Source organism: Streptomyces sp. NBC_00414, from assembly GCF_036038375.1.
Taxonomy (GTDB): Bacteria; Actinomycetota; Actinomycetes; order Streptomycetales; family Streptomycetaceae; genus Streptomyces.
Genome location: NZ_CP107935.1, coordinates 1,192,499 through 1,206,503, shown reverse-complemented (window position 1 = coordinate 1,206,503; position 14,005 = coordinate 1,192,499). Strand labels below are relative to the sequence as shown.

General features: G+C 71.2%; 12 protein-coding genes. 9 read left to right on the top strand and 3 right to left on the bottom strand.

What is annotated here, in order from left to right:
- Window positions 1–18: 18 nt before the first annotated feature.
- A complete protein-coding gene (locus OHS59_RS05290) occupies window positions 19–192 on the bottom strand; it encodes a CsbD family protein (RefSeq protein ID WP_328492224.1) in 174 nt (57 codons plus the stop codon).
- 400 nt (window positions 193–592) lie between these two features.
- On the opposite strand from OHS59_RS05290, the gene OHS59_RS05285 reads away from it, so the two are divergent.
- The 5 genes from OHS59_RS05285 to OHS59_RS05265 all read left to right on the top strand — a co-directional run bounded on the left by OHS59_RS05285 (window position 593) and on the right by OHS59_RS05265 (window position 7,701).
- Complete coding sequence (locus OHS59_RS05285) at window positions 593–1,570, top strand: ABC transporter substrate-binding protein (protein ID WP_328492223.1); 978 nt, start codon at window positions 593–595, stop codon at window positions 1,568–1,570.
- A 273-nt stretch (window positions 1,571–1,843) separates the two neighbouring features.
- A complete protein-coding gene (locus OHS59_RS05280; protein WP_328492222.1) occupies window positions 1,844–3,664 on the top strand; it encodes a glycoside hydrolase family 15 protein in 1,821 nt (606 codons plus the stop codon).
- 138 nt (window positions 3,665–3,802) lie between these two features.
- A complete protein-coding gene (locus OHS59_RS05275; protein WP_328499057.1) occupies window positions 3,803–6,532 on the top strand; it encodes a helix-turn-helix transcriptional regulator in 2,730 nt (909 codons plus the stop codon).
- Window positions 6,533–6,769: 237 nt separating this feature from the next.
- Window positions 6,770–7,291, top strand: coding sequence for a hypothetical protein (locus OHS59_RS05270; protein ID WP_328492221.1), 522 nt, complete (start codon window positions 6,770–6,772; stop codon window positions 7,289–7,291).
- 212 nt (window positions 7,292–7,503) lie between these two features.
- Window positions 7,504–7,701, top strand: a complete 198-nt coding sequence (locus OHS59_RS05265) for a hypothetical protein (protein WP_328492220.1) — start codon at window positions 7,504–7,506, stop codon at window positions 7,699–7,701.
- Between the two features lie 68 nt (window positions 7,702–7,769).
- Here OHS59_RS05265 and OHS59_RS05260 read toward each other — a convergent pair whose 3' ends face one another.
- Window positions 7,770–9,179, bottom strand: coding sequence for a DUF2252 domain-containing protein (locus OHS59_RS05260; RefSeq protein ID WP_328492219.1), 1,410 nt, complete (start codon window positions 9,177–9,179; stop codon window positions 7,770–7,772).
- A gap of 298 nt (window positions 9,180–9,477) precedes the next feature.
- On the opposite strand from OHS59_RS05260, the gene OHS59_RS05255 reads away from it, so the two are divergent.
- From OHS59_RS05255 to OHS59_RS05240, 4 genes are all read left to right on the top strand, one after another.
- A complete protein-coding gene (locus OHS59_RS05255; protein ID WP_328492218.1) occupies window positions 9,478–10,185 on the top strand; it encodes an HdeD family acid-resistance protein in 708 nt (235 codons plus the stop codon).
- A gap of 96 nt (window positions 10,186–10,281) precedes the next feature.
- Window positions 10,282–11,634 carry a hypothetical protein gene (locus OHS59_RS05250; protein ID WP_328492217.1) on the top strand — a complete coding sequence of 451 codons (1,353 nt, stop codon included), beginning with the start codon at window positions 10,282–10,284 and terminating at the stop codon, window positions 11,632–11,634.
- Between the two features lie 77 nt (window positions 11,635–11,711).
- Window positions 11,712–12,167 carry an SHOCT domain-containing protein gene (locus OHS59_RS05245; protein ID WP_328492216.1) on the top strand — a complete coding sequence of 152 codons (456 nt, stop codon included), beginning with the start codon at window positions 11,712–11,714 and terminating at the stop codon, window positions 12,165–12,167.
- Between the two features lie 33 nt (window positions 12,168–12,200).
- The gene (locus OHS59_RS05240) at window positions 12,201–12,653 is read left to right on the top strand and encodes a DUF7144 family membrane protein (RefSeq protein WP_328492215.1); all 453 of its coding nucleotides are present in this window, start codon (window positions 12,201–12,203) and stop codon (window positions 12,651–12,653) included.
- A 98-nt stretch (window positions 12,654–12,751) separates the two neighbouring features.
- On the opposite strand, the gene OHS59_RS05235 is transcribed toward OHS59_RS05240, so the two are convergent.
- Entirely contained in the window at window positions 12,752–13,870 is a 1,119-nt protein-coding gene (locus OHS59_RS05235; RefSeq protein ID WP_328492214.1) for a hypothetical protein, read from the bottom strand.
- Between the last annotated feature and the right edge of the window lie 135 nt (window positions 13,871–14,005).

Here is a 14,005-nt window from a genome sequence, read left to right as displayed (position 1 = left end):
CTCCGCATTGGATGAGCCTCAATGCTTGAATACGTCCTTGGTCTTCTCCTTGGCCTGGCGGGCGTCACCCTTGGACTGCTCCGCCTTGCCTTCGGCGGTCAGGCGCTCGTTGCCGACGGCCTGGCCGACGGTCTTCTTGACCTTGCCCTTGGCCTGCTCGGTCTTCGCCTTCGCCTTCTCGTTCTCGGCCACTGCGGATCACGTCCTCACTGATGCTTGTCCGTCCGATCTACTGTTACGGCTGACCGGCGAGAGCCGCTCCAAACGCGGCCGTCCGAGAATTCGACGTGGTTCCTCCGAACGGCCGGATCACTCCCGTCGGGGAAAGTAGATTCCGAAATCAAGTTGCGATGATCGCGTGAAAATCGGAGGGCGCGCATAAACGATCTTCGCTGTGTGTCGTCCTGTCGCGGCGCGTCGACGAGCCGCCTGCCGACACCGGAGCGCCGGTCGTGGTGGCCCGCGCGATCGGCACGGGCGCAGCCACCCCTGTCAGGAGTACTGACAGCGCCAAGCTGGGTCTGTACATTTCTGCCGTCAGGAAAATGCACAACATGAGTCGGGCCGTGAAACCGAGCTGCAGGAGGAGCCCATGCAGAGGCGCGTTCTCGGGCTTGTCGCAGTGCTGACCACGATCGTCGCCACGGCCGGATGCGGATCGTCCGGCTCGGGGTCCGGCGATTCGTCGTCCTCGAACGGGGACGGGACCACCAAGGTCAAGGTCGGCATCATCCCGATCGTCGACGTGGCCCCGCTCTACCTGGGACAGAAGAAGGGATTCTTCGACAGCCGCGGCATCCAGCTCGACATGGTGAGTGCCCAGGGCGGCGCGGCGATCATCCCCGGTGTGGTGAGCGGCCAGTTCCAGTTCGGTTTCAGCAACACCACGTCGCTGATGGTCGCGCAGGTCAAAGGAGTCCCGGTCAAGTCCGTGGTGAACGGCGCGGCGTCCAACGGCAAGGTCGGGGGTGACGTCACCGGTGTGGGCGTCAGCAAGGACAGCCCGATCAAGTCGGCCGAGGACCTCGCCGGACACACGGTCGCGGTGAACACCCTGCAGAACATCGGGGACACCACGGTGCGCGAGTCGGTCCGCGCCGCCGGCGGCGACCCGTCCGAGGTCGAGTTCGTGGAGATCCCGTTCGACCAGATGCCGGCCGCACTGGACGACGGGCGCGTGGACGCCGCCTGGATGGGTGAGCCCGCGATGACCATCGCCAAGGCGAAGGGCGCCCGCGTCGTGGCGTCACCGTTCGCCGAGACGGACCCGAAGCTCACCGTGGCCACGTACTTCACCTCCGCCCAGTTGGCGAAGCAGAAGCCCGGCCTGGTGAAGAAGTTCACCGAGGCGATGACCGAGTCTCTCCAGTACGCCACCGACCACCCCGACGAGGCACGCCAGGTCCTGACGACGTACACCAAGATCGGCGGTGATGTCCTGGAGAAGCTCACCCTGCCGAACTGGCCGCCGGACGTCGACATGGCCTCCCTGGAGAAGCTGGCGTCCCTCGGTGAGCAGGACGGACTCTTCGGCGACAAGCAGCCGGATGTGGACGCCCTCTTCTCCTGAGCGGCGGGGCCTCCCGTCACTGCCTCGGGGGCTCCGCCCCCGAACTCCCGTCGGGCAGTTCCCCGCGCCCCTGAGGTCCGCGTTCCTGGAAGACGCCTCGGGGCGCGTCGGCAAGGCGTGCGGAGCCTGTGTTTCCGGTCGGGGCGGGCGATCTCACCCGTCGCGGGGGAGGCCCGCACGGCGCTGCGCGGCGATGTTGGCAGTCGTGGAGCGTGACACGGTGCCCGGGCATTCGACGCCCGGGGGCGCTCCGGCCGGAAGGGAGCACCGACCATGCGACGCTATCCCCCCATCGCCGACCACGGACTGGTCGGTGACCTCCAGACCGCCGCACTGGTCTCCTCCGACGGCACGGTCGACTGGCTGTGCGCGCCCAGGTTCGACTCGCCCAGCGTGTTCGCCTCGCTCCTCGACCACGACCGCGGTGGTCACTTCACCGTGTCCGCCGAGACGGCGCAGCCACCGGTGCAGATCTACCTTCAGGACACCGCGATCCTGGTGACGCGGTTCCTGACGGAGTCGGGCGTCGGCGAAGTGGTCGACTTCATGCCGGTGGAGCGCCCCGAGCGCGCGGTGGGCCGGCACCGGCTCGTCAGGATCCTGCGGGTGACCCGCGGCCTGGTCCGCTTCTCACTGGAGTGCAGGCCGCGCTTCGACTACGGCCGCGCCGGGCACCGCGTCGACCTCGGCGGGGACACCGTGCGCTTCGACGCCCCCGGCGCCCAGGCCGTGGTGCAGACGGTCGGCCCGGTGCGGTGGAACAGGGAAGGCGATGACATCCGCGGCGAACTGACCATGGAGGAGGGGGATTTCGCCGCCCTCGCCCTGACGGTCGGCGATGCCGACGACACTGCCGTACCGCCACTGACACCCTCGGACGTCCGGGCGCTCTTCGAGAGCACCCGGGACTTCTGGCACGCGTGGGTACGCCGCAGCAGCTACCGCGGACGCTGGCAGGACATGGTGAACAGGGCGGCCATCACCCTGAAACTGCTCACGTACGCGCCGACCGGGGCGCCCGTCGCGGCACCCACCATGGGGCTGCCCGAACAGATCGGCGGCGGCCGCAACTGGGACTACCGCTACACCTGGGTGCGGGACGGCTCGATGTCGGTCGGCGCCCTGCTGGGCCTCGGCCACATCGAGGAGGCGCACGCGTTCCGCGCCTGGCTCGGCGACCGGCTGAGGGCGGGCCGCACGGTCAGCGGCGAACCCCTGCAGATCATGTACCGCGTCGACGGCGACCCCGAACTGCCGGAGGAGACCCTCGACCACTTCGAGGGCTACCGCGGATCGGCGCCGGTGTACGCGGGCAACGGCGCCGCGGGACAGCTCCAGCTCGACATCTACGGCGAGGCGGTGTTCGCCCTGTCCCATACGGTGCAGGGCGCCGGCAACGCGCCGCCGTACGACGGCTGGCAGGCGCTGTCCGGTGTGCTGGACTGGCTGGTCAAGGCCTGGGACCGGCCCGACGAGGGGATCTGGGAGACGCGCGGCGGGCAGAAGGACTTCACCTACAGCCGTCTCATGTGCTGGGTCGCCTTCGACCGGGGCATCCGGATGGCCCGTGACTTCGCCCGGCCCGCCGACATCCCGGAGTGGACCACGGCCCGGGACAACATCCTTCGCCAGGTGATGGAGCGCGGCTGGAGCACCGAGCGCCAGTCGTTCGTCCAGAACTACGAGGACACCACCCTCGACGCGTCCCTGCTGCTCATGCCCTCCGTCGGCTTCATCTCGCCGAAGGACCCGCGCTGGCTGTCCACCCTCGAAGCGATGGAACAGGAACTCGTCTCCGACAGCCTCGTCCAGCGCTACGACCCGCAGGCGTCCCCGGACGGTCTGCGCGGCAGCGAGGGCACGTTCTCCCTGTGCAGCTTCCTGTACGTCGACGCGCTGGCGCAGGCCGGTCAGCTCGGCCCGGCCAGGTACGCCTTCGACAAGATGCTCACCTACGCCAATCCCGTGGGCCTGTTCGCGGAGGAGATCGGCTCGACGGGGGAGCAGCTCGGAAACTTCCCGCAGGCGTTCACGCACCTGGCGCTCATCACGGCCGCCCTCTCCCTCGACCAGGAGATGGACGCCCTCGGCTGAGCGCCGGGGCGGAGTTCGAGGCCACCGGAACCGGTCCGCGCCCGGGGACGCCCGCGCGACGCGCAGGTATCGGGGAACCCTGGGATGCTGGGGAGGAAGCGCTGACCGTGTGGCCTGAGAACAGTGGTGGTGAGCGCCATGGCCGGGTGCGAGACGAACGGTTCGGTACCGACGGCACCGCATGCCGATCCCCGGGGTGACCCGTTTCTGCGTACGAGGTTCGCCGTGCCCGGACGTCCGGCGATGTTCCTGCGGCGCGACCGGCTGGTACGGCATCTCGACCGGTCCCTCCTGACACCGCTGACCCTGGTCAACGGAGCCGCGGGCGCGGGCAAGACCCTGCTGGTCGCCGACTGGGCCACCGGGCGGGACGGGCCCCTCGCCTGGCTGACCAGCGAGGCGACGGACCAGCAGCCGGGAGTGTTCTGGGCCTACTTCCTCCAGGCCCTGCGCGCCTCCGGTGTGCCGAGGTCGGCCGAACTCGGCGACCCCGCCGACGTCGGCCGTGTGGACCACCCGCTCCTGGCCCGGCTGGCCGCCGAACTGAGCGCCCGGGATGCGGCCGTGACCGTGGTGATCGACCAGTACGACCGTGTCACCGACCCGGAGATCGCGGAGCAGCTGGAGTTCGTCCTGCACCACGCGGGCCGGGGCCTGCGCCTGATCCTGGTCACCCGCACCGAACCGCTGCTGCCGCTGCACCGCTACCGGGCGGCCGGCGACATGACCGAGATCAGGGACGCGGAGCTGGCCTTCACCCCGGAGGAGGCGGCCGTGCTCCTGGAGACCCACGGACTGCGTGTTCCGGTCCACGCCGCTCGCGCACTCGTGGAACGCACCCGGGGATGGGCCGCGGGCCTGCGCCTGTGTGCCCTGGCCGCGCGGGAGAGCCCGAATCCGGAGACGTATCTCAAGGAGTTCGAGGCAGGCCGCTCCACGGTCGCCGACTTCCTCCTGGCGGAAGTGCTCAAGCGGCAGACGCCCGAGGCCCAGGACCTCCTGCTGAGGGTGAGCGTCCTCGACCGTTTCAGTCCCGCCCTGGCGAACGCGCTGACGGAACGCGCCGACGCCGAACCCATCCTGGCGGGGCTGCACCGCGAGAACGCGTTCGTCGAGGACCTCGGGCACACCTGGTACCGCCTCCACCCGCTGTTCGGCGAGATCCTCCGAGCCCATCTGCGGATGCGCTCACCCGGCCTTGAGCCCGAACTCCATCGGCGGGCGGCGGCCTGGCTGCGGTGCTCCGGCTCTCTCGCCGAGACGCTGGGGCAGGGTGCCGCCGCGGGCGACTGGGACTTCACCGCCGGTGCGCTCGTCGACGACCTCGCCATCGGTGAACTGTTCACGGGCCTGCGCTCCGACGACCTGACCGCGCTGTTCGCCGGGATGGGGCCCGAGGCCACGAGCCCCGCCGCGGACCTCGTACGCGCGGCCCGGGAGCTGGCCCGGTGCGACCTGGAACACGGCCTGCCCAGCCTGCGCCGGGCGCGGCAGAGCCTGGACCGGGAGGACGGTCCGCCCGGCGGGGGAGCGGCGCAGGCCGCCGCCCGGCTGAGCTGCGCGCTGCTGGAAACACTGGCGGCACGGCTGACCGGTTCGCCGGGGCGGGCGGAGACGGCCGCGCGGGCCGCCGCGAGACTCCAGGAGGAGGTCCCCGCCCACTTCCTGGACAAGCATCCCGAGGTCACCGCCCTCCTGCAGACCCACCTGGGCTCCACACGGCTGTGGGCCGGGCGTTTCGAGGACGCGCGCGCGGCGCTGTCCACGGTGACCGACGACAGCTCCGGCACGGCCGCGACGGCGTCGGCGCGGGAGGACTGCCTGGGCCGCCTGGCCCTGATCGACTACCTGCACGGCTGGCTCGGCAGGGCGGAGCGCAGGGTTCTGGTGGCGACATCCGGGACGGAGGGGTCCGGCCTCGCGCATCCGTCCGACCCCGCGGGTCCGCCCGGCCCCGCGCATGCGTCGGGTTCGGTCGTCGGGCGGCTCGTCCTGGCAGCGGTGGCCGTCGACCGCAACGAACTCGGCCGGGCCCAGGCACTGCTCCACGAGGCGGCCCACCAGGACGGCGGGACGCGCGACCCGGTGACGGAGGCGGGCCGGGCGATCGTCACCGCGCGTCTGCTCCTGGCCCGCGGCAGACCGCGAGCCGCACTCGCGGCGGTGGAGACCGCCGTCCGCGCCGACGTCGCCTCGCCGTGGGCCCAGGGGCACACGGCCCTGATCGCCTCCGCCGCACACCTGGCCGAAGGCCGCCCCGAGACAGCCGTCAAAGTGCTGCAGACGGCCCCCGACGCCCAGGCGGCGTGCGCCGTGGGGGCTGCCCGCGCCCAGCTCGCCGCGGGCAGGCCCGACGCGGCGATCGCCCTGCTCGACGGGCTGTGCCCCGAGGACCCCACCGGCCCCGCGGTGACCGTACGGGCCATGCTGGTGAGAGCGGAGGCCGCGGACGGGGCGGGCGACCGCGCGGCCTCGCACAGACTTGTCGCGCAGGCGCTGCGGGAGGCGCGGAGCGAGCGTCTGCGGCGGCCCTTCCTCGAGGCCGGTCCGTGGATCAGGCCTTCGCTGGACATGGCGCCCCTGCGCGTTCTGGCCGCGGGCTGGCTGGCTCCCGGTTCGCCTCCGCCGACCGGGCCGGCCCGGTCGGCGGAGGGCCGGCCTCCGCCGCTGGTCGTCGAGCCGCTGAGCGGACGCGAGCGCGATGTGCTCCGGCGGCTGGCCCAGATGATGTCGACGGAGGAGATCGCCGCCGACCTGTACGTGTCGGTGAACACGGTCAAGACCCACCTCAAGAGCGTCTACCGGAAACTGGCGGTGAACCGGCGCAGCGACGCGGTCCGCCGCGCGCGCGAACTGCGGTTGCTGTGACCACGGCCCGAGTACGGCACAACCGTGGCCGGCCGGGATCGCCCAGGTCGTGCGAGCCAAGGGTCGCCCATGACGGGTGAGGCGCCGTGCGGTCTCTTCGCGTGCCATGGGACAGGACGGCCGGTACGGCCGACCCGCCGGAGCGACTCCTTCCGCTGCTCCATGCGACGCGATGCGGTGCGGCGCGCCCGGTTCGGCGTGCTCGGCCCGGTGTGCCGAGCCCGAAGGGAGATCGAGATGTCCGAAACCGGGCATGCCACCCCCAGGGCGGCGCGCAACGCGGAGCGAAGGGCCCGGGCCGACTGCACCGGTGGCGTCTACGGATCCATGCTCGCCGCCTCCGTGATCATCGGAGCCGGCACACTCGGCTCGTTCCCCCGTCTGGAACTGGTGCTGCTGTTGCTGCTCACCGGAGTGGCGTTCTGGATCGCGCACGTCCACGCCCAGGTGTTCGGCGCGCGGCTGATGCAGCAGAGCCCGGACCGGCGGGCCGTTCTGAGCGCGTGCCGCGACGAGTGGCCGATCGTCAAGGCGGCCGTCCCGCCCGCGATCGTCGTGGCCGTCAGTCCCTTGCTGGGCCTGGGCATGGAGAGCACCCTGTGGCTGGCGCTCGCCGTCGCCGTGGCCGGTCAGGTGGGCTGGTCGACAGCCGCGGCACGACGGGGCGGCGCCTCCCGGCGTCTGATGGCCGTCACCGCCGCGGTGAATCTGCTGCTCGGCCTGCTGATCATCTCGTTCAAGCTCTTCGTGACGCACTGACAAGCACTGCGTGACGCACCGACGCACCGCCGCAGGCGTTGGCGCACCGACGCACCGCCGCATGTGCTGACGCCCCGCCGCGCACGCCGACGGATCGTCGTTTCACCTCTCCGGGGTGAGGCCGGGTGGCACGGTGAGACGCAGGATCGTGAAGAAGGGCGAGTGAGGAGGGGCGCGGCCCGCCTGTCCCAGGTCATCGGGAGAAGCAGCTCATGCGCTACGAGATCCGAGTCGACGGAAACATGTCGGAGACGATGGTCGGTTCCTTCCCGGAGCTGGACCACGTGGTGATGTCCGGTCAGACCGTCCTGTTCGGGCCCGTGATCGACGAGGCCCACCTGTTCGGACTGCTGGCCCGCTGCCGGTCGCTGGGTCTCCGGGTCCTGGAGATGCGCCAGCTCCCCGAGTGACGCCGCGCGCCGGCCTGTGCGGGTGTGCCCTCAGTGCCGGCCTGTGCGTGGGTGCCCCAGGACTGTCCTCAGAGACTCTCGGCGCGGACCCTGCCGGCGCGGACGGCGGCGCCCAGCGTCTCGAAGTCCCGCTCGTTCTGGTCGGCGTAGGCCTGCGCGAATCCGGTGAGCGCCCGGTCGAAGCGGTCGCTCCCGCCCAGATAGGCGGCGATGGCCACGGGGTCGCCGGACCGGGCGTGCGCCCGCGCCAGACACGCGCCGCACAGCTGCCCGAACAGACGGAGAAGCCCGGGGCCCATGGTCTCCGGCTGGGCGATGCCCTTCCAGTCCCGCAGCTGTCGTACGTAGAAGTCCCGGCCCCGGCCGTCGAGACCGACGACGTTGGTCCAGCCGAGGAAGATGTCACTGGTCGTCTGGATGAGCCGCTGGCCCGCCACCACACGGCAACCCTGGTTGTCGAAGTGGTTGCCGTTCGTGTGCGCGGCGAGGACCGACTCCTGTGCCTCCTTGGCCTGCAGCAGCAGGGGATCCCCGTCGTCCCTGCCGAGCAGCAGCAGGATCCAGCAGCGCGTTCCGACACTGCCGACGCCCACCACCTTCCGGGCCATGTCCACGAGCCGGTAGTGGCGCAGCAGGTGCCGGCGCTCGGAGGACAGGGTCCGCGCGTACCCGTCCACGACGGTCCGCAGCTCCTTCTCCTCGTCGGCCTCGGAGGAGTCCGTGAGCAGGTCCCGGAGCGGAGTGATCAGCGGGGGGTCCGGTGTGATCCGCCTGCCCTCGGCCGTGACCCGGGTGAGCTTCTCGAACGCCTGGAGGTGGGTTCGCGTCTTGGCCCGGGCGGTCGCGTCGGCGGTACGGCGCCTGGCCCGCTTGTCCATCGAGGAGGCCAGCAGCTCCCGCATCCGGTCGACGTCGTCCTGCGCGTACCAGATGTCGAGCGTGGGCAGGCCGGCGAACTCCCGCATCCGCCGCCGGTAGGCCTGCACACAGGCCTGGACCACGCGGTTCTGCTTCTTGACGGAGAATCCGTTGGCCCGGGCGGCGATCGCGAAGCTGGCCGCCAGCCGTTTGACGTCCCATTCGAACGGCCCCGCCAGGGTCTCGTCGAAGTCGTTGATGTCGAAGACCAGATGACGCTCCGGCGAGGCCAGCAGCCGGAAGTTGAGCAGATGCGCGTCCCCGCAGAGCTGCACGGTCAGGCCGGAGTTCGGGACGGGCCCGAGGTCCGTGGCCATGATCGACGCGGCGCCCCGGTAGAAGCGGAACGGGGACTCCAGCATGCGTCCGTAGCGGATCGGCACCAACTCGGTCAGCCGGGACTGCGACTGACGCTCTATCACCTCGACCGGGTCGGGCCGCTCCTGCTCCGCCTCGAACCAGCCGTGGCACGAACGGGAGGCGCGTTTACGGGCGCTCCTGCCGTACGCCGCCCTCTCGGCCGGTGACAGGGAGGGCGTGAACGCGATCGGTACGGCCATGGCGTGAACCTCCTGAACCGCTGTCCCCGTGCGGAGAAGCACCGCCTCTTCCGCACAGCTCCTGTCACGCGCACCTGGACCGAGCACTCGTGCCGTCCGTTCCGCCGCACGCCGGCGCACGTCTGTGCCCCCCACCTCACCGCCCCCACGACGGGGCGGGCTCACCCGCCGGGGGTGATCCCGCAGCCGACGGCGAGCGCGACGCTGGCGGTCGAGGTCACCACACACCGCCCTGTCGGCGGTCCGCCCGCGGTGCCGTTCGACCGCGCCGGCCGCGTCGACCGCGCGAGGAGGAGCCATGACCGTGTCACCTGACCCGGCACCGCGTTCAGGACCGGCCCACCGCTCCGGCGGGGCGGCCCCGGGGGCGTCGGGCGATCCGGCGGAACTGCTGGCGAAGCTCGGGCACTCCTGGACCTGGATCCTCGGCTCGGCGGTGGCCACGCTCGTGCCGGGCATCCTCGTGCTGGTCTGGCCGGACGAGACGCTGCACGTCCTCGCGGTCCTGATCGGCCTGTACCTGTTGGTGACCGGGGGCTTCCGGTTCGTCGCGTCCTTCGCCAGCGACGACCTGGGCGAACGGCTGCCCGGACTGCTCCTCGCGGTGCTGTACGTCCTGGCAGGGGTGCTCTGCCTGCGGAACCCGCTGCAGACGATCGCCGCGCTCTCGCTGATCGTCGGGGTCGTCTGGCTGGTGTCCGGGATCCTCACCCTCTACACGGCCATCGGCGCCAAGGACCTGCCCCACCGCGGCTTCCTGCTCGGAGCCGCGGTGATCGGCATCCTCGCCGGGATCGTGGTGCTGGCACTGCCCACCGAGTCGGCCCGGGCGCTGACCAGGCTGCTCGGCCTGTGGCTCGTCCTGCTCGGCCTGGTCGAGGTGGCGATCGCCTTCGCCTGGCGGGCCGCGCTCGGCAGGACGCGCGTCGCGAGCGCGCGTGCACCGGCCGGCCCGACCGAGCCGGCCGGCCCCGCGAACCCCGCAGGCCCCGCCGGGACCGGCTGACACCTGCCTGCCTCCCCTCGGCGCCGGGCCGCCACAGCCCCCGTAACCCGTCGGCGGTACGCCGCTGCCGCGGGCACACACCTCCGAGGAGGAGCCATGGTCCCGGACAGCGGTGCCGTACCGTCCCACTCCGGCGGAGCCACCGACGCCGGTCGTCTCCTGAGCGCCGAGGAACACGCGGAGTACGAGCGGCTGCGCGGGGCCGCCACCCTGCGCCACCGGCGGGTGCGCCGGCTGGGCGCCACGATCCTCCTCCTGGCGGCGCTCCTGCTCGCACCCCTGGCGGTCGTCGCGGCCTGGGTGCACGACACCGTGTCCGACACCGACCGGTACGTAGCGACGGTCGCGCCCCTGGCCTCGGATCCCGCGGTGCAGAAGCTGGTGACCGACCGGCTGACCGACCGCGTGGTGGAGCAGGTGGACGTCGAGGCGGTGACGGCCTCGCTCACCAAGGTGCTCGCGGACTCCGGCGCACCGCCGCGCGTGGTGGCCGGTTCCGAGGCCCTGACCGGCCCGCTGACCTCCGCCGTACGGACCGTCGTACGGCGCAACGTCGACCGGGTGGTCACGAGCGACCTCTTCCAGCAGGCGTGGGAAGGGTCGAACCGACGGGCGCACGCCGCCGTGCTGAGCATGCTCACGGGGGAGCGGCAGGGCGCCCTCCGCGCCTCGGGGGACGCCATCGAGCTGGACATCGGATCCGTGGTCGACCAGGTGCGCCAACGCCTCGTCGACCAGGGCTTCGAGCGGGCCGCCGCCATCCCGGACAGCGACCGGACCGTGACCCTGTTCCGGACCGCGGAGCTGAACAGGGCGCAGGGCACGATGCGGGTGCTGGACATCGTCGGTACATGGCTGCCCGTGCTCACCGTCGCCCTCGCGGCCCTGGCGGTGTGGACCGCTCCCAAACACCGGTCGATGCTGCTGATCACGGCTCTCGGCATCGGCCTGATGATGGTGGTGCTGCTCATCGCGCTGGCGGCCATGCGCCGGGTGTACCTGGACACGGTCCCGGCCGCCACGCTGCCTCCGGACGCCGCCGCGGCGATCTTCGACACCTTCGTACGCTTCCTGCGCGACAGCACGCGCACGCTTCTCGTCGTCGCCCTGATCACCGCACTGGCCGCGTATCTGTACGGCCCGGGGCGGGCGGCCGTCGGTGTGCGGAACGCGGCCCGGCGCGGCGCGGGTGCGGCCGGCGGCGCGCTGAGCCGGGCGGGCATGCGCGTCGGCCCCGTGGGACGCGGGCTGGCCGCCCGCCGGACGTGGGCCACCGGCGTCGTGATCGGCGCGGGCGCCCTGGCCCTGGTGCTCTGGAACCACCCGACGGTCGGAGCGGTGGCGCTCGTCCTCGTCCTTGTGCTGGCTGCGCTGGCCGCGGTGGCGGTACTCGTCGCCGTCGCGGCCGCCGATCCACCCCCGGACGGTGCTCTCACCCGCTCCGGGTGAGGTCACCGGGTCTTTGTCCGGGGCACGCTGAAAACGGTGGAAAAAGGCTGGGCGAACGCCCAGGACGGAGGAAAGACATGTACCTCGCCTACGACTATCCGCTCATGAGCGTCTTCTGGTCCATGCTGGTCTTCTTCCTGTGGATCATGTGGTTCGTCCTGCTGTTCCGGATCATCGTCGACATCTTCCGGGACGACGACATGAGCGGCTGGGGCAAGGCCGGCTGGCTGGTGTTCGTGACTTTCCTGCCGTTCCTCGGCGTCTTCGTCTACGTGATCGCGCGGGGCAAGAACATGGGCCACCGGGAGGTGGCGCAGGCGCGCGCACAGCACGAGGCCTTCGAGTCGTACGTCCGGGAGACGGCCCGGGGCGCGGACCGGACGAGCAGTGTCGACGAACTCGCCCGGCTGTCCGAGATCAAGGCCCGCGGTGACATCACGGACGAGGAGTTCCACCGGGCGAAGGAGCTGGTGTTGAGCGGCTCCGGCGCCTCGGGACGGTCGGGCGCCACCCATTCGGCGGCCGGTCACTGACGGCATCGCACGACACTGAATCGAGGCATCGGTATGACTGCGACACACACCGGCCACACGCACACGCACTCGGCCAAGCGGCACTGGGCAGAAGGCCTGACGGTCTTCGCGGCCATCATGCTCATGATCGCGGGTGTGCTCGACATCCTCCGGGGGATCATGGCGATCGCCGAGGACGACCTCTTCGTCAACACACCCAATTACGTGTTCGAGTTCGACCTCACCTCATGGGGCTGGATCCATCTCGCGCTGGGCGTGGCGGCCGTGATCGTCAGTATCGGTCTCTTCCAGGCGTCGACATGGGCGCGGGTGTCCGGCATGGTCATCGGCGGCCTCATCATCCTCGGCAACTTCCTCTCCATGCCGTACTACCCGGTCTGGTCGATCGTGATGATCGCCTTCTCGGGCTTCATCATCTGGGCCCTGAGCGTGGTCCGTGAGGAGGACTTCGACGAAACGTTCACGACGCCGCCGCGGAACCGCTGACGCCGCGGAAGCGCTGAAGGGGACCTGGCACGGGCCGTGAACCGCACGGCCCGTGCCGGTGCGACCAGTGGAAGTGCGTGATCGGTGGAAGTGCGCGATCAGTGGAAGCGGCGGACGAAGACGTCCGACGTGCCGTTGGTGTCGCCCGGCACGATGTCGTCCGCCGTGGACTGGAACACCACGTCGCGCCCGTAGGCGCTGACCGAGTCGGTCCCGGCCGAGGCGGGCCGGTCCGAGACGACCTCGTCGGTGCCCGTCAGCAGGTCGCGCAGCGTGAGCGACGGGCCGGTCGCGTCGTTCGGGGCGTACAGCAGATAGCGGCCGGTGGGATCGATGGCCACACCCCGCACGTTCGGCACCGACTGGACGCCGCCCGAGCTCTCGTCGTGGACGTAGGTGTCGGAGCCCGAGAGATAGACGGCCTTGCCGCCGTCCTTGCTGAGCTGGACGAGTGTCGCCGCCGTGGACGGGCCCTCGATCGGGCCGGATGAGGTGTCGTCGGTCCGGTCCCACACGAAGACGTCCTCCGCCCGGCCGTCCTGGTAGGCGACGAAGCGGCCGTCGCCGCTGATGGACGGCCGGGCCGCGACGGTGTGGTCGAACACGAAGACGGTCTCCGCCGTGTCGGTGAGCCAGTCCCGTACCTCGATGCGCTGTCCGGACGGCGGCCGGCCGAAGGTGGCGACCTGGGCGATGTAACGGCCGTCCGTGCTCAGCGACGGCTGGCTGCAGCTGAGGCCGGGGCAGTTGATGCCGATCGTGCCTTCCGAGCTCAGCTGGGACAGGAATGTCCTGGTGTCTCGCTGGATCAGCCCCCAGTGGGCGACGTACTGCCCGTCACCGCTGATCACCGGGCGCTGTATCGGGGGAGCGCTGGTGCTCATCCGCGCGGTCAGGCTCGTCCGTCGGTCGCGGACGTACACCTTTTCGTAGGTCGGCGTGTGGCCGGACGCGAGGTTCGTCGCCGACGACGAGAAGGCGACGTGCCGGCCGTCGGCCGTGATCGTGGCACCGACGGAGTCGCCGTCGCCCTGGGTGCCGTCGGTCGCGACGCTGATCCGCTCGACCCCGGCTCCGCCGTCGCTCGCGACGCCCGCCGAGGTCATGGCGTCGGCCGAAGCGGCTCCGGGCAGCCCCGCCGTGACCGCGCAGACCACGGCCGTGGCGGTCGCGGCTGCCCGTACCCGTCTTGTGGCGCGCCGGTTCGTATTTCCCATCAGATTCCCCCCAGGACGACAGGACGCGGTCCTTCCTCCGGCTCCCCGCCGGAGGACCACAAGAATGCAACCGTGCCGGTGTCGTGGGGTCAATGCGGCACATGGCGTATGAAGGGGTCTTTTTTCGGTCATGTG